The organism is Microbulbifer magnicolonia, from assembly GCF_035117725.1.
GTDB lineage: Bacteria > Pseudomonadota > Gammaproteobacteria > Pseudomonadales > Cellvibrionaceae > Microbulbifer > Microbulbifer magnicolonia.
In genome coordinates, this window is the sequence record NZ_JAYEFD010000002.1 from 65,246 (window position 1) to 83,624 (window position 18,379).

An 18,379-nucleotide genomic window follows, 5' to 3' on the forward strand; every position below is an offset into this window, starting at 1 on the left:
ATTTCACTGCAAAGTGTCAGTTCCGGCCAGCACCACTCCGATCAGAGGCAGTAATATGAGCTATATCATCGACCGCCGCCTGAACGGCAAGAAGAAAAGCACCGTTAACCGCCAGCGGTTTCTGCGACGCTACAAGGCCCATATCAAGAAGGCCGTCGGCGAGGCCATGAACAATCGCTCGATCACCGATATGGACAAGGGCGAGCGCATCAGCATCCCCACCCGCGACATCAACGAACCCGTTTTTTCCCATGGTCCCGGCGGCCATGTGGACAGGGTATTGCCGGGCAACAGGGAATTTATCACTGGTGACCGCATACCGCGCCAAGGGCAACAGGCCGGCGGCGGTGGCGGCGGCGGTGGTGCCAGCGACAGCGGCGAAGGCGTCGACGAATTTGTTTTCCAGATATCCCAGGAAGAATTCCTCGACTTTATGTTCGAGGGCCTGCAGCTGCCGAACTTGATCAAGCGCCGCCTGGCCGGCAATGAATCCTTCCAGGTGGTGCGCGCCGGCATTAGCAATGAAGGCACACCGGGCAGGCTCAACGTGGTGCGCTCCCTGCGCGCTGCCAACGCCCGGCGCATCGCCCTGACCAGCAGCAAGCGGCGCAATGTGCGCACACTGGAACTGGACCTGGAGCAGGAGGAGGCCAAGGATCTGGTCCTGCGCGACCAGCGCAAGATAGATGCGCTGCGCGGCCAGATCGCCGAACTGCGCCGGCGCATCGACCGGGTGCCCTTTCTCGACGACTTCGATCTCAAGTACAACCTGCTGGTGCGGCAGCCCCGACCGCGCTCGCGCGCGGTCATGTTCTGTCTGATGGACGTCTCCGGTTCCATGAACCAGGCTACCAAGGACATGGCCAAGCGCTTCTTCCTGCTGCTCTACCTGTTCCTGCAGCGCAGTTACGAATACACGGAAGTCGTGTTCATCCGCCACCACACCAGCGCCAAGGAGGTGGATGAGGAGGAGTTTTTCTATTCCCGCGAAACCGGCGGCACCATCGTCTCCAGTGCGCTGAAGCTGATGCGCCGCATCATGCGCGAACGCTATCCGGCCAGCGAGTGGAACATCTACGGTGCCCAGGCGTCGGACGGCGACAACTGGAATGACGATTCCAGCACCTGCCACAAAATACTGATCGACGACATCATGCCCCACGTGCAGTACTACTCCTATGTGGAGATTACCCCGCGGGATCACCAGGCGCTGTGGGAGGAGTACGAGAGCGTGCGCGCCGTCTTTCCCCATCACTTCGCCATGGAACAGATTGTCGATGTGCAGGATATCTACCCGGTCTTCCGCCAACTGTTCAGCCAGAAGGTGTCCGCCTGATGCTAGATACTTTCACTACCGGCACCAGCGCGCCGGAATCCGAATCCAGCGGCCCCATATCCACCACGTCTGAATGGACCTTCGAACTGATTCAGGAATATGACCGCGCCATTGGCGCGCTGGCGGAAGAGTTCGGCCTGGACACCTACCCCAACCAGATCGAGGTGATCTGCTCCGAACAGATGATGGACGCCTACTCGTCGGTAGGCATGCCGGTGGGCTACAACCACTGGTCTTTCGGCAAACAGTTCATCAGTGTTGAGAACAACTATCAGCGCGGCCTGATGGGGCTCGCCTATGAAATAGTGATCAATTCCAACCCCTGCATCGCCTATCTCATGGAAGAGAACACCATGACCATGCAGGCCCTGGTCATTGCCCACGCCTGCTATGGGCACAACTCCTTTTTCAAAGGCAACTACCTGTTCCGCTCCTGGACCGATGCCAGCAGCATCATCGACTACCTGATTTTCGCCAAGAACTATATCGCCCGCTGCGAGGAGCGGCATGGCCTGGAAGAGGTGGAAGCAATTCTGGATTCCTGCCACGCACTGATGCACTACGGCGTGGACCGCTATAAACGCCCCTACCCGATTTCCGCCGTGGAAGAGGAGCGCCGGCAGAAGGAGCGCGAGGAGTACCGCCAGCGCCAGCTGAACGATCTGTGGCGAACAATACCCAAAATGGGCGCGGGCGCGGAGGAGGCGGAGATCAAACGCTACCCCGAGGAGCCACAGGAAAACATCCTGTATTTCATCGAAAAGAATGCGCCGCTGCTGGAGAACTGGCAACGGGAACTCGTGCGCATAGTGCGCAAGCTCGCGCAGTATTTTTACCCGCAGCGCCAGACCCAGGTGATGAACGAGGGCTGGGCCTCCTTCTGGCACTACACGCTGCTGACGGAACTGTACAAACGCGGCCGCGTGACCGAAGGCTTTATGCTGGAGTTCCTGCAGAGCCACACCAATGTCATCTACCAGCCCTCGTTCGACAGCCCCCACTACAGCGGCATCAATCCCTATACCTTGGGCTTTAGCATTTTCAGCGACCTGCGACGCATCTGTGAAAACCCCACCGACGAGGACCGCCAGTGGTTTCCGGATATCGCGGGGAGCAACTGGAAGGACACGCTGCAGTTTGCGATGCGCGATTTCAAGGACGAGAGCTTTATCCTGCAGTTCCTGTCGCCCAAGGTCATGCGCGACATGAAGCTCTTCTGTATCAGCGACAACGACCGGGACAGCGAGATATTGGTCAGCGCCATTCACGACGAGGATGGCTACCGCGAGCTGCGCGCCAACCTGGCCGGGCAGTACAACCTCGGCAACCGCGAGCCCAATATCCAGGTCTATTCCGTGGACACCCGCGGCGATCGCTCGATGACCCTGCACCACACCCAGTACCGCCGCCGCCCCCTCGGCAAGGACACCGGCGAGGTGCTGAAGCATCTGCACCGGCTCTGGGGCTTCGACGTGCATCTGCACAGCCTGAACGGCCAGGAAATCACCGCCAGCTACCACTGTCCGGAACTGGGCCGCGACCGCCCCGATGGCGAGGAGGAGTCAATGCTGGTGCCCAAGCCGATCTAATAATGCGGAATGATGAATGCGGAACGGCAATAGCTGCCTCTGTTCCGCATTCATCATTCCGCATTCTGCTTTCGGTCAAATTTCCAGCAGCAGCCTCACCTTGGCCGCCAGCTCGCTGCTTTCGCCCGGATGGGCCACCAGCGCGTCGGCACCGGCGTTCAGCCAGCGCTGCGGGTCCCGCTCGCCGGCCGGTCCGACGACCAGAACGCGCACATTGGCATATTCACTGCGCGAGCGCAGGTGGTCCAGGATCTGGAAACCGTTGACGCCCGTCAGGTTCGCATCGATCACCATCAGCGTCGGCTTGCAGGCCGTCATCAGAGTACCCGCGACGAAACTGTCGCCGGCCACTTCCACGTCACAGCCGACCTGCTGCAGCGCCTGGCGCCCGGAGGCGGTCAGTTCCGGATCGGCCGCCAGCAGCAGCACCTTGCGGCTGGCGGCCGCCAACTCGCTCGGTACCGGCATGGAGTTGTCGCGCAGGAAGCCGACAAAATCCTCGACGCAGATACGGTGATCGCCGCGGCCCGGCAGTTTGTACGCCTTGAGCTGACCCCGTTCTATCCAGCGAATAACGGTGCGGAAGTTCACACCGCAGTATCTCGCAGCCTCCCCGGTGGTAAGCACGTGCAATTCGCTCATCTTTATTATTCCCCCAACATCCTGCAATTACTGGCAGGCACTTTCGAAGTCCATTTGCGCAACAAGCGGCTGAAATTTGCCGTTCAACGCGAAATTATCCTGTCCTTTCGAAATGCCCTTATAAATTATGCTGTTCAACACTGCAAAATCAGTCTGAAACTCGGCCTTTGTAATTTCATTGACGAACGGCGGAAGAACCCCCTCAAAAAATACTGAAAGATAGAGTTGACAGTTGTGACAGGTTAAATAGAATGGTCACAAATCGGCAGGTTAGTCGGATGCCGAGGCCCCTCGGGGCGATTGCCAGGCAGGGCATCTCTCTCTTTTGAATGGTGAGTGGATATTCCCCAAGCGAATACCCTAAGACCCTGGGCCCCCTTGTTTTTTCGGGGCCTTTTTTTTATCTTGCCAAAACTCCCAAGCCCTTCTCTAACCGCCCCTGTGTCCCGATGCGGCGGCGCCGGAACTATTGGATTTATGGCAGTGAACTACTCACCCCGGCACCGAACTCCCCCCACCCCGGAACAGTTTCCGTGAAGACCTACCTGGTCGGCGGCGCCGTGCGCGACAAGCTGCTCGAGCGGCCCGTGCAGGAGCGCGACTGGGTGGTGGTCGGGGGCGATGAGGCGCAGATGCGGGCGCTGGGGTTCAGCCCGGTGGGCAGGGACTTTCCGGTTTTCCTGCACCCCGAAACCAGTGAGGAGTACGCGCTCGCGCGCACCGAGCGCAAGAGCGGCCACGGCTATGGGGGCTTCACGGTGCATGCGTCAGCCGACGTGACGCTGGAACAGGACCTGCTGCGCCGCGACCTCACCATCAATGCCATGGCCGAGAGCGAGGATGGCGAGCTGATCGATCCCTATGGCGGCCGCGCCGACCTGGAAGCGCGCCTGCTGCGCCACGTATCCCCGGCTTTCGCCGAAGACCCGCTGCGCATACTGCGCGTGGCCCGCTTTGCCGCGCGCTACCACCACCTCGGCTTCAGCATCGCCGACGAAACCATGGCGCTGATGCGCCAGATGGTGGAGGAAGGCGAAGTGCAGCACCTGGTTGCCGAGCGGGTATGGAAGGAGATCAGCCGGGCACTGACGGAACCGGATCCCGACATCTTTATCCGCGTGCTGCGCGAGTGCGGCGCCCTGCAGATACTGCTGCCCGAGGTCGAACGGCTGTTTGGCGTTCCCCAGCCGCCCCTGCACCACCCGGAAATAGATACCGGCGAGCACGTATTGATGGCCCTGCGCGCCGCCCCGGCGGAGCTGCCGGTGCGGTTTGCGGTACTGGTGCACGACCTCGGCAAGGGCGTGACCCCGGAGGAGATACTGCCCAGCCACCGCGGCCACGAGTGTGCCGGTCTGCCGCTGGTGCGCGACGTCTGCAAGCGCTGGCGCGTCCCCAAGCAGCTGACCGCGCTGGCGACGGGGGTGTGCGAGTACCACCTGCACTGCCACAAAGCCTTCGAGCTGCGCCCGCAGACCCTGATGAAAATGCTGCGCGCCCTCGACGCCCTGCGCCGCCCGGAGAGATTCGAATACTTCCTGCTCGCCTGCGAGGCGGACGCCCGCGGCCGCAAGGGATTGCAGGACCGCCACTACCCCCAGGTGGACTACCTGCGCGAAGTGCGCGATGCTGCCGCAGCGGTGACCGCCGAGGCGCTGATAGCGCAGGGCTATGAGGGCGCCGAACTGGGCAAGGCACTGGACCGCGCCCGCATCTCAGCAATTACCAAGGTAAAGGACCAGTTCCTTGATAACGACGACCCTGAGAACGATGGCGATGCGTAACGCACTGATCACCGGCGCCGCCGCACGCCTCGGCCGCGCCATCGCCCGCGAGCTGCATCGGGATCATCGGGTCATCATCCACTACCGCAGCTCCGCCACCGCGGCGCAGCAGCTGGTCGACGAACTGAACGCCATCCGCCCCGATTCCGCCGCCGCCCTGCACAGCGAGCTGGCCGGTGCCGCCGATTGCGAACAGCTGGCCGAACAAGCGATACGGCAGTGGGGCGGTGTCGATGTACTAGTCAACAACGCCTCGGCCTTTTTTCCGACACCGGTCGGCCGTGCGAACGAGGACCACTGGGACCAGTTGATCGGCAGCAATCTGAAGGCGCCCTTCTTCTTGAGCCAGGCCCTGGCGGAGTCCCTGGCGCGCGGCAGTAACAGTGGTATCAGCGGCTGCATCGTCAATATGGCCGACATCCACGCCGAGCGCCCCATGCCCAGGCACCCGATCTACTGCGCCGCCAAGGCCGGCCTGGTCATGCTGACCAAGAGCCTGGCCCTGGAGCTGGCACCAAGAGTGCGCGTCAACGCCGTGGCCCCCGGTGCGATTCTGTGGCCGGAACAGGAAACCGTGGACGAAGCAGCCAAGGCGCAGATTCTCGAGCGCATTCCACTGGCGCGCACCGGCAGCGCCGATGACATTGCGCGCACCGTGCGCTTCCTCGTCAGCGAAGCGCCCTACATCAGCGGCCAGGTGATCGCGGTGGACGGCGGCCGCAACCTGAATATCTGATTTCACTGCAATTTCACCAGCATCTTGTCACAATGACCCTGCCAACAAATAACAAGACTTGTGCCGGTGAACGACCTCAAGATTCTGCTGATCGAAGATAATCCCATCCTCGCGCGCCAGACCGGGGAGTTTTTACAGGCGCACGGCTGGCGGATCGACTTCGCCCTCAACGGCCGCCTCGGCAGTCGCCTCGCACTGGAGCAGATTTACGATCTGGTCATCCTCGACCTGGGTCTGCCGGATATCGACGGCCTGGAAGTCTGCCGGCAGATCAAAGCACGGGCACCGGTGAATATGCCGGTGCTGATGCTTACGGCACGGGACGCCTTTGCCGAAAAGGCCGAGGGCTTCGAAACCGGTGCTGACGACTATTTGTGCAAGCCCTTCGACCCGCGGGAACTGGCCCTTCGCTGCCGCGCCCTGGCCCGGCGCAACCACCTGCACAGAAGCGACCACATCCGCATCGGCGAACTCACAGTCCGCCGCCGCGAACACAGCGCCGAAAGAGCCGGGCAGCCGCTCAAACTCACATCCATCGGCTTTCGCATTTTGTCCATGCTCGTCGAGGCCCACCCGGAGCCGGTGAGCCGCTCAGCCATTGCACACCAGATCTGGGGAGAGGATCCGCCGGAAACCGACGCGCTGAAATCCCATATCTACAGCCTGCGCCAGGCGCTGGACAAACCCTTTCCCGCGCCCATGCTGAAGACCATCACCAACCTGGGTTACCAGCTGGAGGTCCCCGGTGCGGATAGATAACAGCCTGCAGCGCCGTGTTTTCGCCACCTTCGGCGCCTTCACCCTGCTGCTCTGCCTCGTCTATACCGCTATCTGCGCGCTGGTGGCCTATATCATCGAGGACCAGGTGCTGGACAATCTGCTCGCCGATGAAGCCGCATATATCGAAGGGCAGTACCTCGCCAGTGGTGAAGTTCCCCGCCCGCGACTTCCCTACATCCAGCTCTATTCCGCCAGCAATCCGGCCCCGGCAGAAATTCGCACGGCACTGCCCGAGGGCGCGAACAGGGCCGAGTGGTTCGGCGATGCCGAGCGGCATTTCCACCTGCGCAGACTGAGTCTGGATGAAAACACTTCGCCGATACTGGCCGCCGAGGTGGGCCGACTACTCACCGTTTCCCGCCAGTCCCGAGGACTGCTGTGGCTAATTTTCACCGCCTTGCTGGTTACCCTGGCGCTGGCTCTGTGGGTCGCCTACCGGATCTCATCTCGAACCATCAGGCCGGTGATCGCCCTGGCCGAGGAAGTCAGAAGTCGGCAGAAAGACGGTGCGCCGCTATCCCTAGCTGCCACCAGCGCGAAAGATGAAATCGGCTTTTTGGCCAGGACTCTGGAAACGACGCTCAACCAGCTCAAACTCGCCCTGCGGCGCGAGTCCGAATTTACACGGGATGCCAGCCACGAACTGCGCACCGCCATCACCATTGCTAAGAACACCCTGGCACTGTCCCTCCGTCGGGAACTGTCACAAGGGGAAAAGGAGGATCTCCACAGCACTGTGGAGCAGATGGAGTGCACCGTCTCGGCGCTGCTGGCACTGGCCAGGGCCGAATCCATAGCGCGGGAACCCGTGGAAATTCGATCGCTGCTGGAAGAGCGCATACTCGCCCAGCACCACAGGATCGCGGAAATGCAGTTTCGGGCTCGGTTGGAGTTACCACGCAAATACCACAGCCTCGGCAACCGCAACTTGGCCGCGCTGCTGATCGACAACCTGCTCAACAACGCCATCCGCCACGCATCGCAGCCGGAGCTGCGCATCTATGCAGAGAAAGGTGCCCTGGTTTTCGAGAACCCGATAGCGGAAAACTTCGATACGGATAGATTCTTACTTCCCGGAGGAAAGAGCGACAAGAGCGACGGCCTGGGCCAGGGGCTCTTCCTGGTGAAGCGGATACTGGCCGCACTGGACTGGGAATTTAGCGTCGACTGCGCCAACGGCCTGTTCAGGTGCACAATAACTCCCACGCATTTCCCAACCTGATCGAAGCCCGATAGGAGTAAGAGCCATCCGCAAGGCTTGCCACTTCACCCGGATTTTACCCGGCGGCCCTTAAGGTACCTCCGTCAACCAGGAGAACCTACCATGGGAAAAAAACTGCTACTCAGCTTTTCAATTCTTGTCTTGTCACTGGTCGGGACCGGGCTCTGGCTAAAAGGCCTGATTCCGCCGCCACAGAATCACAGTGTGCTTGCCCAGATGCTGCCCGCCGACCTGGACTACCTCCTGCAGAGACCGGCCGAAAGCCGGGGCAAAATACTCGCGGTCGTCACCAGTACCGGGACCATGGGCAACAGCGGAAAGGCCACCGGTTACGAACTGACCGAGCTGTCCCGTCCCTACTATGTATTCACCGCCAATGGCTTCGACGTGGATATCGCCAGCCCTGCGGGCGGCGAGCCCCCGGTTGTGATCGACAAAGACGATATGGGCCCTTTCGACTATGCGTTTCTCAATGATCCGGAAGCACAGAGAAAGCTGGCAAACAGCATCCTGGTAGAACAGGCTTCGGCCGCAGACTACCACGCCGTTTTCTTTGTGGGCGGCAAGGGCGCCATGTACGACTTTCCCGACAACCCGGCGATACAACGTCTGGTTCGCGATCTCTACGATGGTGGCAGGGTGATCGGCGCCGTCTGCCACGGACCGGCTGCTCTGGCCAATGTCACGCTGGCAAATGGCGAAGCGTTAGTGGCGGGCCAGCGGGTAACGGGATTTACCAATGACGAAGAACTCTTTCTGATTCCCGACGCGCCGCAGCTGTTTCCCTTCCTATTGGAAGATCGGTTGCGCGACAGGGGCGCAATTTTCGAGCCGGGCCCCGCCTACCTGAAACAGATCAGTATCCACGGCCAGCTGCTGACGGGACAGAACCCCTGGTCCACCTGGGCCGTGGCGGAAGCGATGGTCGAGGCACTTGGATACACGCCCGTGCCGCGCGCGGCAACTCCCGCAGAAAAAACCGTCGAGCTACTGCTCGCCTATGAGCAGCAGGGATTGGCACTGGCCGAGAAAAAGTTGCAACAAATTGCCACACAAGGAGAGGCACACATAGACCGCCGCCTGCTGGCAATGCACGGCATAGTGGCGATCATGCGCGGCGATTGGGGGAAATCCCTGGATATTACGAGGCTATTGGCACAGGCCAAAAAACACGAAACTCGTTAATCTCCACAGACGCGACCGCCGTCGCGACGGCCTGTGATTTAGCCAGCCCGCTCCAGCGGCTGACCATCCTTGCCCACAAACGACACATCCCTGACGGTCAGCGTCTCGCCTTCAGCGTTTCGCACGACCACCGGTGCAATTGATGCACCGGTGACACGATCCACCAGCTGCATATCGTCCCTGTTGCCGTTCCAGCGCTCACTCCACTGGCGCAGCGCAACCACAACCGTGAACAGGTCCCGCCCCTTGTCGGTCAGGCGGTACTCATAGCGGGTACCGTGTTCACCCGCATTGACGCGTGCCAGCACGCCGTTGTCCACCAGGCGGGCCAGGCGGTCGCAGAGAATGTTCTTGGCGATGCCGAGGCCGTGCTGGAAGTCCACAAAGCGCCGCGTGCCCAGCATGGCCTGCTTGATCACCAGCAGGGACCACCAGTCACCCACTTCGTTGAGCGCACAGGCCACGGAACAGCCAAGATCATCAAAACGTTTGCGTGTCATGGGCGCAGTATAAGCGGAAAAGGTTGCATTAAGAAACCAAATCAAGTTTCATAACGCAACCATTTTTGCCGGATCAGTCATGTGACGGACCCGGCCCGCCGTTTCCAAGTGAAATTCCGGAGAGTGACATGAGCGGTTCCCTGAACAGTCTGCTGCGCCCTTTTGCGCACAAATCCCTGAAGCTGCGCAACCGCGTGGCCATGGCGCCGATGACGCGCACCTTCTCCCCCGGCTATGTCGCCAATGACCAGGTGGCCAGCTACTACCGCCGCCGCGCCGAGGGCGAGGTCGGCCTGATCATCACCGAGGGCACCTTCGTCGGCCACCGGGCCGCCAACGGCTACGAAAATGTGCCGGCGATTTTCGGCGACGAGGCCATGGCGGGCTGGAAGACAGTCGTGGACGAAGTGCACGCTGCCGGCGGCCAGATCATCCCGCAGCTGTGGCACGTGGGCTCGGTGCGCAAGGAAGGTATCGGGCCGGACAAATCCGTACCAGGGCACTCGCCCTCCGGCCTGTTCAAGCCGGGCAAAACCAACGGCCATGCCATGACCAAAGAGGATATCCGGGAAGTGGTGCGCGCCTTCGCCGACGCGGCCAAAGCGGCCAAGGATGTCGGCTTCGACGGCGTGGAAATCCACGGCGCCCACGGCTACCTGATCGACCAGTTTTTCTGGGAGGGCACCAACCAGCGCGACGACGAGTACGGCGGCTCCATCGAGAACCGCGGCCGCTTCGCCGTGGAGATCGTCGAAGCCGTGCGCGATGCCGTGGGCGAGGACTTCGCCATAGTGTTGCGCTACTCCCAGTGGAAACAGCAGGACTACGGCGCCAGGCTGGCGCAGAACCCGGACGAGCTGCGGCGCTTGCTGACGCCGCTGGTCGACGCCGGCGTCGACATTTTCCACGCCTCCACCAGACGCTTCTGGGAGCCGGAGTTTGAGGGTGCCGATCTCAACCTGGCCGGCTGGACCAAAGAGCTTACCGGCAAGCCGGTCATTTCCGTGGGCAGTGTCGGCCTGGACGATGACTTTATCGGCGGCAACAACCAGGGCATGGGCGGCACCGCCAATCCGACGGGCCTGGACGAACTGACCCGGCGCATGGATAACGGCGAATTCGATCTGATCGCTGTGGGGCGGGCCCTGCTGCAGGACCCGAACTGGCTGGTGAAAATGCGGGACGGGCGCGAGCACGAAATCGTACCCTTCACCAAGGAAGCACTGGCCAGCCTGAGCTGACCCGGCGCGGAAGGCAGAAAGTAAAAAGCGGCCGGATCCGGCCGCTTTTTTATTATTTATCGACGCACGGCGCCGCTATTGTCCCGGCCAGTCAAAATCGACCGGCCACAGCTTTTGCGATGCCTGATCGTACCCATCCCACAACTGCCGGTAAGTCTTTCCCTCCACCGGATGAACGACTTCCGGCGCCAGCTCCGCCAGCGGCAGCAGCACAAACGCGTTCCTGAGGATCTCTCCCCGCGGCAGCTTTACGCCGTCGACGGTACCGGTCAGGTCGTCATAGGTCAGGATATCGATATCCAGGGTGCGGGCGCTGAATTTGGGGCCGGCGCGCAGGCGGCCGTTGGCATCCTCTATCTCGCGCAGGCGCAGGGCCAGCTGGCCAACTGGCAGGTCGGTGTGAATGCCCACCACCAAGTTGTAGAAGTTGTCGCCATCGAAACCCACGGCCACGCTTTCAAAGACGCGGGAAACCTGCAGCTCGCCGAACTGCTGCGCCAGCGCATCGAGTCCGGCGCGGATATGCCGCTCGCGATCGATATTGCTGCCGAGACTGAGGAATACCTGCGCCACGGTCAGCCTCCGGAAAAGGCCGCGGCGCCACTGGCCGGCCTGCCACCGCGCTCGATGATCACGCCGACATCGCGCGAGCCGCGCACGGCGCCGGGCTTGGACAGGCGCAGGCGCAGCCAGGACACATTGAATTCGTCACGGACTATGGCCGCGGCCTGCTCCGCCATGGTTTCCACCAGCAGGAATTCACTGCCCTCGATAAACGCGATCAGGCGCTTGGCCACCGCCTTGTAATTGAGGGTGTGCTCGATATTGTCGGTACGCGCAGCCTCACTGATATCGAAGGCCATCTCCAGATCCAGGCTCACCGTCTGGCGCACTTCGCGCTCCCAGTCGTAGATGCCGATGATGGTATCCACCTTCAGATCCCGTATATAAACGATATCCATGGGTCAGTTGAGACTCCCCTTCAGTTCCACCATCGGCCAGCGCGGCCGCACTTCTATTGCCAGATCCGCGCGCTCGCCGGCCTGCAGGCGCAGGCTGCCGGCGTAGGCGATCATGGCGCCGTTGTCGGTGCAGAATTCGTGGCGCGGGTAGTAGGCGCTGGCGCCGTCCTCCCTCAGTTTTGCCTCCAGCCGCGCGCGCAGCAGCTTGTTGGCGGAAACCCCACCCGCCACCACCAGCGTCTTGTGTCCGGAGGCCTTGATCGCGCGGCGGCACTTGATCACCAGCGTATCGACCACCGCCTCCTGGAAGGCCGCGGCGATATCGGCACAGGTCTGCTCGTCCGGCAGCCCGTCAGCCAGTGCGTGCTCGCGCACGGTCGTCAATGTATAGGTCTTCAGGCCGGAAAAGCTGAAATCCAGACCCGGCCGGTCGGTCATCGGCCGCGGAAAAGTGAAGCGCTGTGGATCGCCCTTCTCCGCCAGCGCCGCCAGGCGCGGCCCGCCGGGGTAATCCAGGTCCAGCATCTTGGCCGCCTTGTCGAAGGCCTCGCCGGCGGCGTCGTCGAGGGATTCGCCCATCAATTCATACTCGCCGAGACCGCGCACATCCACCAGCTGAGTGTGGCCGCCGGACACCAGCAGCGCGACGAACGGGAAGGCCGGCGGCTTCTCCTCCAGCATCGGCGCCAGCAGATGGCCCTCCATATGGTGGATGGCCACCGCGGGAATCCCCCAGGCATAGGCCAGTGCGCGCCCGGCGCAGGCGCCCACCATCAGCGCGCCCACCAGCCCCGGGCCGGCGGTATAGGCGATGCCGTCCAGATCCGTCGGCCGGGTATCCGTCTTGCGCATCACCTGGCGCACCAGTGGCAGCAGCTTGCGCACATGGTCGCGGCTGGCCAGCTCCGGCACCACGCCGCCGTAATCGGCGTGCAGGTCCACCTGGCTGTACAGGGCGTGACCGAGCAGACCGGCTTCGGTGTCGTAGATGGCGACGCCGGTTTCATCGCAGGAGGTTTCAATACCCAGAACGCGCACTTGGTCTCATACTCGTGACTACTTCGAGGGGTCGCTATCATACTCGAAAGGCTAGTAGCGGTGCAGGGATGCACCGCCGCCGGCGCCGAGGGACGGCGCGAGCAACGCAAATCCGGCAAAACCGCCTTTTTGCGCCAGATTTGCCGGTGCGACTGTTATGAGAGGCCCCGGATGGCCCCGCATAACAAGAAGGCAAAAGGCCTTGCGATCCCGTAGGCGAGTGTTTAGAATTTGCGCCCTCGCTGTGAACCGGCCACCGGAAGCAACTGCGAGAGCATTGCCGGAATGGCCGAGAGAAACGAATTTTACAGGTATCCTAATGCCCTCAGTACGAATCAAAGACAACGAACCTTTCGATATCGCCCTGCGCCGCTTCAAGCGCTCCTGCGAAAAGGCCGGCGTACTGTCCGAAGTACGTCGTCGCGAGTTCTACGAGAAGCCGACTGCCGTTCGCAAGCGCAAGGCCGCTGCCGCTGTTAAGCGTCACGCCAAGAAGCTGCAGCGCGAAAACCGCAAGTTCCAGCGCCTCTACTAAGAACTGCAGGCAGCATCAAGTCTGCCTCAGTGAGGTCGCCGGGCGGGGCCAGCCCCGCAGCGGACAGTTCAAGACGGCGTGCGAGTCCGACTCGCGCGCCGTTTTTCGTTTCCCCCGCCGCATTTTCCGCCCGTGGCAGACGCGCTATCCTTACGGGCCCGAATCGATAACCACGCAAACTCCGGATCACTGACTATGAGCACCCTCAAGGACACCCTGGCTCAAGCGACCAAAGACGCAATGAAGGCCCGCGCCAAAGAGCGACTGGCGACCCTGCGCCTGATCAACGCCGAGATCAAGCGCGTGGAGGTGGACGAGCGCATCGAGCTGGACGACGCCCGCATCCTCGCCCTGCTGGACAAGATGACCAAGCAGCGCCGCGACTCCATCACCCAGTACGAGAAAGCCGGCCGCGCCGAGCTGGCGGCGATCGAGCGGGCGGAGATCGACGTGATCCAGGAATTCCTGCCGGAACAGCTGTCCGAAGACGAGATCGCCGAGATCGTCATCGCCGCGGTCAAGGACACCGGCGCCAGCGGCATGGCGGAGATGGGCAAAGTCATGGCCCAGGTGAAACCACAGGTGCAGGGCCGCGCCGACATGGGCGTGGTCAGCAAACTGGTGAAGGCGCAGCTCGGTTAATCACCGGCTTCCCGACCCACACAGCAGCAGGATTCTATGGCCGGCAAGATACCCCAGCACTTTATCGACGACCTGCTCGCGCGGGCGGATATCGTCGAGCTGGTGGACAGCCGGGTCAAACTGCGTAAGACCGGAAAAAACTATTCCGCCTGCTGCCCGTTTCACGATGAAAAAACACCATCCTTCACGGTAAGTCCGGACAAGCAGTTCTACTACTGCTTCGGCTGCGGCGCCAACGGCAATGCCGTCGGCTTCCTGATGGAGTACGACCGCCTCGGCTTTCCCGAGGCGGTGGAGAAGCTGGCCGGGAGTTTGGGTCTGGAAGTACCGCGCGAGCAGCTGGCCCCGGGCCAGGAGCGGCGCCGCCAGGAGAGCCAGTCGCTCTACCAGCTGACCGAGAAGGCGGCCGACTACTACCGCAGCCAGCTGCGCTCTCATAGTACGGCCGGCCACGCTATCGCCTACCTGCGCAACCGCGGCCTGTCCGGCGAGATAGCGCGGGACTTCGGCATCGGCCTGGCGCCGCCGGGCTGGGACAACCTGCTCAGCGAACTGGGTGACACACCGCAGAAGGCCGACCTGCTGGAGCAGGCCGGACTCGCCATCCGCCGCCAGGACAGCGACGGCAATTCTTTTGCCAAGACGGCGCCCGGGCAGCGCCACCACTACGACCGTTTCCGCAACCGCATCATGTTCCCGATCCGCGACCAGCGCGGCCGCGCCATCGCCTTCGGCGGGCGGGTGCTGGGGGACGAGAAGCCCAAATACCTGAACTCCCCGGAGACGCCGATCTTCCACAAGAGCCGCGAACTCTACGGCCTGTGGGAGGCGCGCCAGGCCAACCGCTCGCTCGAGCGGCTGATCGTGGTGGAGGGCTATATGGACGTGGTGGCGCTGGCGCAGTTCGGCATCCGCTGCGCCGTGGCCACCCTCGGCACCGCCTGCGGCGAAGAGCATATTCAACTGGCGTTCCGCCACACGGCGGAACTGGTGTTCTGTTTCGACGGCGACCAGGCCGGCCGCGCAGCCGCCCGGCGCGCACTGGAGTCGGCCCTGCCGCAGATGCAGGACGGCCGCAGCCTGCGCTTCCTGCTGCTGCCCGAGGGCGAGGACCCCGACACCCTGGTGCGCCAGGTGGGCGGCGAGCGCTTCCGGCAACTGCTCGACGAGCAGGCGCGGCCGCTCGAGGACTTCCTGTTCGACCTGCTCGGCGAGGGCATCAACCTGCAGACCATGGACGGCCGCGCGCGCCTGTCGAAACTGGCCGCGCCGCTGCTCGACCTGCTGCCCGCCGGCGTCTACCGGCAGCTGATGTTCCAGCAGCTGGCGGCGCGCACCGGTCTGGACCGGGAAACCCTGCAGGAGGTGATCAGCGCGGAAAAGGCCCGCGCGCGGGCGGCGCAACCGACACCACAACCCCAGAGTCCGCGCGAGTCGCGCCCGCTGCCCGCTGCACCCGCCGCCGCAGATGAGCCTCCCGTCGATTTTCCGCCGGCGGAAGCCTACGCGCCCGACACCGGCGACCGGCTGCCGCCGCCGGCGGCCGCATCGCGCCGCAGCGGCCAGTACCGCCTGCCGACCGAGCGCAAGCTGATCGCCCTGCTGCTGCACCACCCGCAGCTGGCGGAACAGATTGAGGACAGCCGCCGGTTTCGCGAGAGCGGCCACCCGGACCTGCAGCTGTTCGGCGAGGTGCTGGACGTGATGCACCAGCGACCGGGCTGCAACCGCAATCAGTTTTTCGGCCACTGGATGGCCCACAGGGACAGGGAATCGCTGGAGATCCTCACCAGGCTGTCCTCCAGCCACCCGATCGCAGGCAACCTGGGTCCGCAGATGGACTACGACCCCCAGGCCGAACTCGCTGATTGCCTACAGCGCCTCGACCAGGCGGCCAGGAAACAGCGCAACCGTGACTTGCTGCAGCAGCTCAAGGGCAGCAACGGGCCGCTGAGCCCGGAACAGCGCGCGCTGCTGGCCAACTGGCAGCGAAAGGACGAGTGACCACCGGTGCGCGGGCCTTGAAATTCCTGGGCCCAGCACCATATTGATTCATCCCCGGACGGGATCGGGATCCCAGCACACCACACATCGCACCCCGGCTCAACTTGACAGCCAGAGTGGTTATTGCTATCGCAAATAAGCTATAATCCCGCGTCTTTGTCCCGTATTTTCTCCTTACTTTTCAGGGTTGTGCATGACCGACAAAACCCAACAGCAGACTTCGCGCATCAAGGAACTGATCGCCCGCGGTAAAGAGCAGGGCTATCTGACCTATGCAGAAGTAAACGACCACCTGCCGGAGGACATCTCCGATCCCGATCAGGTGGAAGACATCATTGGCATGATCAACGACATGGGTATCAAGGTGTTCGAGAGCGCACCGGATGCCGAAGAGTTGTTGATGGCCGAGGGCGACAGCTCCGCTGACGAGATCGCCGCCGCCGAAGCCGCCGCCGCCCTGGCCGCGGTGGAATCCGACGTGGGCCGCACCACCGACCCGGTACGCATGTATATGCGCGAGATGGGCACCGTCGAGCTGCTCACGCGCGAGGGCGAGATCGCCATTGCCAAGCGTATCGAAGAGGGCCTGCGCGAACTGATGGCCGCCCTCGCCTACTGGCCCGGCGCCGTACAGCACGTGATCGACGAATACGACCTGATCGAAAAGGACGAGCGCCGCATCGCCGATGTGGTCGCCGGCTGGCTCGACCCGGCCGAAGACGTGCCCCCGGGTGCGCAGGCGGGTCAGGACGACACCAGCAGCAGCACCGACTCCAGCAACAGCGACGACAGCGATTCCGACAGCGACGATGACGAGGATGACTCCTCCTCGACAGAAGAGGAAGAGACCGCCGGCGGCATCGACCCGGAAGAGCTGGCCGAACGCATGAGGCAGCTGGTCGCCGCGCAGAAGAAAGCCGATGCCGCGATCAAGAAGAGCGGCCGCGACTCCAAGCAGGCCGGTGAGGCCATGGAAGCCGTGGGCGAGATCTTCCGCTACTTCAAGCTGGCACCGCGCCAGTTCGATCCGCTGTACAACGAGGTGCGCAACATTCTCGACGACGTGCGTGAGCAGGAGCGCGTCATCATGAATCTGTGCATCAAGAAAGCGAAGATGCCGCGCAAGACCTTTATCAAGGAATTCCCGGGTAACGAGGTCAACGAGGACTGGATCCCGAGCATCATCAAGAAGAAGCGCGACTACTCCGATGCCCTGCGCCAGGTGGCGGAAGACATCATTCGCGCGCAGCGCAAGCTGGCCCAGTGCCAGGATCGCGCCCAGCTGGACATCGGCCAGATCAAGGAGATCAACCGCCGCATGTCCATCGGCGAGGCGCGCTCCCGCCGCGCCAAGAAGGAGATGGTCGAGGCCAACCTGCGCCTGGTGATCTCCATCGCCAAGAAGTACACCAACCGCGGCCTGCAGTTCCTGGACCTGATCCAGGAGGGCAACATCGGCCTGATGAAGGCGGTGGACAAGTTCGAATACCGCCGCGGCTACAAGTTCTCCACCTACGCCACCTGGTGGATTCGCCAGGCGATCACCCGCTCCATCGCGGACCAGGCGCGCACCATCCGCATCCCGGTGCACATGATTGAGACCATCAACAAGCTCAATCGCATCAGCCGCCAGATGCTGCAGGAGATGGGCCGCGAGCCGACGCCGGAAGAGCTGGGCGAGCGCATGGACATGCCGGAAGACAAGGTGCGCAAGGTGCTGAAGATCGCCAAGGAGCCCATCTCGATGGAAACTCCGATCGGCGACGACGAGGACTCGCATCTGGGCGACTTCATCGAGGACCAGAACCAGGCGTCCCCGATCGACACCGCCACCCAGACCGGCCTGCACGACGCCACCCGCGCCGTACTGTCCGGCCTGACCGCGCGCGAAGCCAAGGTCCTGCGTATGCGTTTCGGTATCGACATGAACACCGACCACACGCTGGAAGAAGTGGGCAAGCAGTTCGACGTGACCCGCGAGCGGATCCGTCAGATCGAGGCCAAGGCGCTGCGCAAGTTGCGCCACCCGTCCCGCTCTGAACATCTGCGCAGCTTCCTCGACGAATAAGCGCTAAACTAAAAGCCCGGCCCCGCCGGGCTTTTTTATGTTTTTGTGACAAGACGATGACAGCCGGCAGATCGATGTCACTGTTTGCCGGCAGCGAAGATGCGCCGAAAGAAAA

At 62.5% G+C, this 18,379-nt stretch carries 17 protein-coding genes; 12 read left to right on the plus strand and 5 right to left on the minus strand.

The window, feature by feature from the left end; translation table 11 throughout:
• Positions 1–55: 55 nt before the first annotated feature.
• Both RRF64_RS09625 and RRF64_RS09630 read left to right on the plus strand, forming a co-directional pair.
• Positions 56–1,336 (plus strand): YeaH/YhbH family protein, encoded by a 1,281-nt coding sequence (locus tag RRF64_RS09625; protein WP_323845672.1) that lies wholly within the window; start codon positions 56–58, stop codon positions 1,334–1,336.
• Complete coding sequence (locus RRF64_RS09630) at positions 1,336–2,925, plus strand: SpoVR family protein (RefSeq protein ID WP_323845673.1); 1,590 nt, start codon at positions 1,336–1,338, stop codon at positions 2,923–2,925. Before RRF64_RS09625 ends, RRF64_RS09630 begins: the two co-directional genes overlap by 1 nt.
• 75 nt (positions 2,926–3,000) lie before the next feature.
• On the opposite strand, the gene RRF64_RS09635 is transcribed toward RRF64_RS09630, so the two are convergent.
• A complete protein-coding gene (locus RRF64_RS09635; protein WP_323845674.1) occupies positions 3,001–3,567 on the minus strand; it encodes a helix-turn-helix domain-containing protein in 567 nt (188 codons plus the stop codon).
• A gap of 533 nt (positions 3,568–4,100) precedes the next feature.
• On the opposite strand from RRF64_RS09635, the gene RRF64_RS09640 reads away from it, so the two are divergent.
• From RRF64_RS09640 to RRF64_RS09660, 5 genes are all read left to right on the plus strand, one after another.
• The gene (locus RRF64_RS09640; protein WP_323845675.1) at positions 4,101–5,351 is read left to right on the plus strand and encodes a multifunctional CCA addition/repair protein; all 1,251 of its coding nucleotides are present in this window, start codon (positions 4,101–4,103) and stop codon (positions 5,349–5,351) included.
• Entirely contained in the window at positions 5,344–6,087 is a 744-nt protein-coding gene (locus RRF64_RS09645; protein ID WP_323845676.1) for a pteridine reductase, read from the plus strand. Before RRF64_RS09640 ends, RRF64_RS09645 begins: the two co-directional genes overlap by 8 nt.
• Before the next feature lie 66 nt (positions 6,088–6,153).
• On the plus strand, positions 6,154–6,846 hold the full coding sequence (locus RRF64_RS09650; RefSeq protein WP_323845677.1) for a response regulator transcription factor: 693 nt from the start codon (positions 6,154–6,156) through the stop codon (positions 6,844–6,846).
• Positions 6,833–8,089, plus strand: coding sequence for a sensor histidine kinase (locus RRF64_RS09655; protein WP_323845678.1), 1,257 nt, complete (start codon positions 6,833–6,835; stop codon positions 8,087–8,089). The genes RRF64_RS09650 and RRF64_RS09655 overlap by 14 nt, the downstream gene beginning before the upstream one ends.
• A 102-nt stretch (positions 8,090–8,191) precedes the next feature.
• Positions 8,192–9,274, plus strand: coding sequence for a type 1 glutamine amidotransferase domain-containing protein (locus RRF64_RS09660; RefSeq protein ID WP_323845679.1), 1,083 nt, complete (start codon positions 8,192–8,194; stop codon positions 9,272–9,274).
• Between the two features lie 38 nt (positions 9,275–9,312).
• Here RRF64_RS09660 and RRF64_RS09665 read toward each other — a convergent pair whose 3' ends face one another.
• Positions 9,313–9,774 (minus strand): winged helix-turn-helix transcriptional regulator, encoded by a 462-nt coding sequence (locus tag RRF64_RS09665; protein WP_323845680.1) that lies wholly within the window; start codon positions 9,772–9,774, stop codon positions 9,313–9,315.
• 128 nt (positions 9,775–9,902) lie between these two features.
• Here RRF64_RS09665 and RRF64_RS09670 point away from each other — a divergent pair, with 128 nt between their 5' ends.
• Positions 9,903–11,015, plus strand: coding sequence for an NADH:flavin oxidoreductase (locus RRF64_RS09670; protein WP_323845681.1), 1,113 nt, complete (start codon positions 9,903–9,905; stop codon positions 11,013–11,015).
• Between the two features lie 75 nt (positions 11,016–11,090).
• Here the strand turns inward: RRF64_RS09670 and folK are convergent, their stop codons facing one another.
• From folK to tsaD, 3 genes are read right to left on the minus strand one after another with little or no spacing between them, the layout of a single operon-like run.
• Positions 11,091–11,588, minus strand: coding sequence for a 2-amino-4-hydroxy-6-hydroxymethyldihydropteridine diphosphokinase (folK, locus tag RRF64_RS09675; RefSeq protein ID WP_323845682.1), 498 nt, complete (start codon positions 11,586–11,588; stop codon positions 11,091–11,093).
• Positions 11,589–11,590: 2 nt separating this feature from the next.
• On the minus strand, positions 11,591–11,977 hold the full coding sequence (folB, locus tag RRF64_RS09680; protein WP_323845683.1) for a dihydroneopterin aldolase: 387 nt from the start codon (positions 11,975–11,977) through the stop codon (positions 11,591–11,593).
• 3 nt (positions 11,978–11,980) lie between these two features.
• Positions 11,981–13,015, minus strand: a complete 1,035-nt coding sequence (gene tsaD, locus RRF64_RS09685) for a tRNA (adenosine(37)-N6)-threonylcarbamoyltransferase complex transferase subunit TsaD (protein ID WP_323845684.1) — start codon at positions 13,013–13,015, stop codon at positions 11,981–11,983.
• A 319-nt stretch (positions 13,016–13,334) separates the two neighbouring features.
• Here tsaD and rpsU point away from each other — a divergent pair, with 319 nt between their 5' ends.
• From rpsU to rpoD, 4 genes are all read left to right on the plus strand, one after another.
• On the plus strand, positions 13,335–13,550 hold the full coding sequence (gene rpsU / locus RRF64_RS09690) for a 30S ribosomal protein S21 (RefSeq protein WP_020411530.1): 216 nt from the start codon (positions 13,335–13,337) through the stop codon (positions 13,548–13,550).
• Between the two features lie 195 nt (positions 13,551–13,745).
• Entirely contained in the window at positions 13,746–14,192 is a 447-nt protein-coding gene (locus RRF64_RS09695; RefSeq protein ID WP_323845685.1) for a GatB/YqeY domain-containing protein, read from the plus strand.
• A gap of 36 nt (positions 14,193–14,228) precedes the next feature.
• Entirely contained in the window at positions 14,229–16,196 is a 1,968-nt protein-coding gene (dnaG, locus tag RRF64_RS09700) for a DNA primase (RefSeq protein WP_323845686.1), read from the plus strand.
• Positions 16,197–16,389: 193 nt separating this feature from the next.
• A complete protein-coding gene (gene rpoD, locus RRF64_RS09705; RefSeq protein WP_323845687.1) occupies positions 16,390–18,264 on the plus strand; it encodes an RNA polymerase sigma factor RpoD in 1,875 nt (624 codons plus the stop codon).
• The last annotated feature ends 115 nt before the right edge of the window (positions 18,265–18,379 follow it).

Bases quoted from the DNA above. Each gene is read 5' to 3' on its own strand.
- folB (WP_323845683.1), bottom strand. From the start codon at position 11,977: ATGGATATCGTTTATATACGGGATCTGAAGGTGGATACCATCATCGGC.
- dnaG (WP_323845686.1), top strand. From the start codon at position 14,229: ATGGCCGGCAAGATACCCCAGCACTTTATCGACGACCTGCTCGCGCGG.
- RRF64_RS09670 (WP_323845681.1), top strand. From the start codon at position 9,903: ATGAGCGGTTCCCTGAACAGTCTGCTGCGCCCTTTTGCGCACAAATCC.
- RRF64_RS09645 (WP_323845676.1), top strand. From the start codon at position 5,344: ATGCGTAACGCACTGATCACCGGCGCCGCCGCACGCCTCGGCCGCGCC.
- RRF64_RS09635 (WP_323845674.1), bottom strand. From the start codon at position 3,567: ATGAGCGAATTGCACGTGCTTACCACCGGGGAGGCTGCGAGATACTGC.
- rpoD (WP_323845687.1), top strand. From the start codon at position 16,390: ATGACCGACAAAACCCAACAGCAGACTTCGCGCATCAAGGAACTGATC.
- rpsU (WP_020411530.1), top strand. From the start codon at position 13,335: ATGCCCTCAGTACGAATCAAAGACAACGAACCTTTCGATATCGCCCTG.
- RRF64_RS09630 (WP_323845673.1), top strand. From the start codon at position 1,336: ATGCTAGATACTTTCACTACCGGCACCAGCGCGCCGGAATCCGAATCC.
- RRF64_RS09665 (WP_323845680.1), bottom strand. From the start codon at position 9,774: ATGACACGCAAACGTTTTGATGATCTTGGCTGTTCCGTGGCCTGTGCG.
- RRF64_RS09625 (WP_323845672.1), top strand. From the start codon at position 56: ATGAGCTATATCATCGACCGCCGCCTGAACGGCAAGAAGAAAAGCACC.
- RRF64_RS09695 (WP_323845685.1), top strand. From the start codon at position 13,746: ATGAGCACCCTCAAGGACACCCTGGCTCAAGCGACCAAAGACGCAATG.
- RRF64_RS09660 (WP_323845679.1), top strand. From the start codon at position 8,192: ATGGGAAAAAAACTGCTACTCAGCTTTTCAATTCTTGTCTTGTCACTG.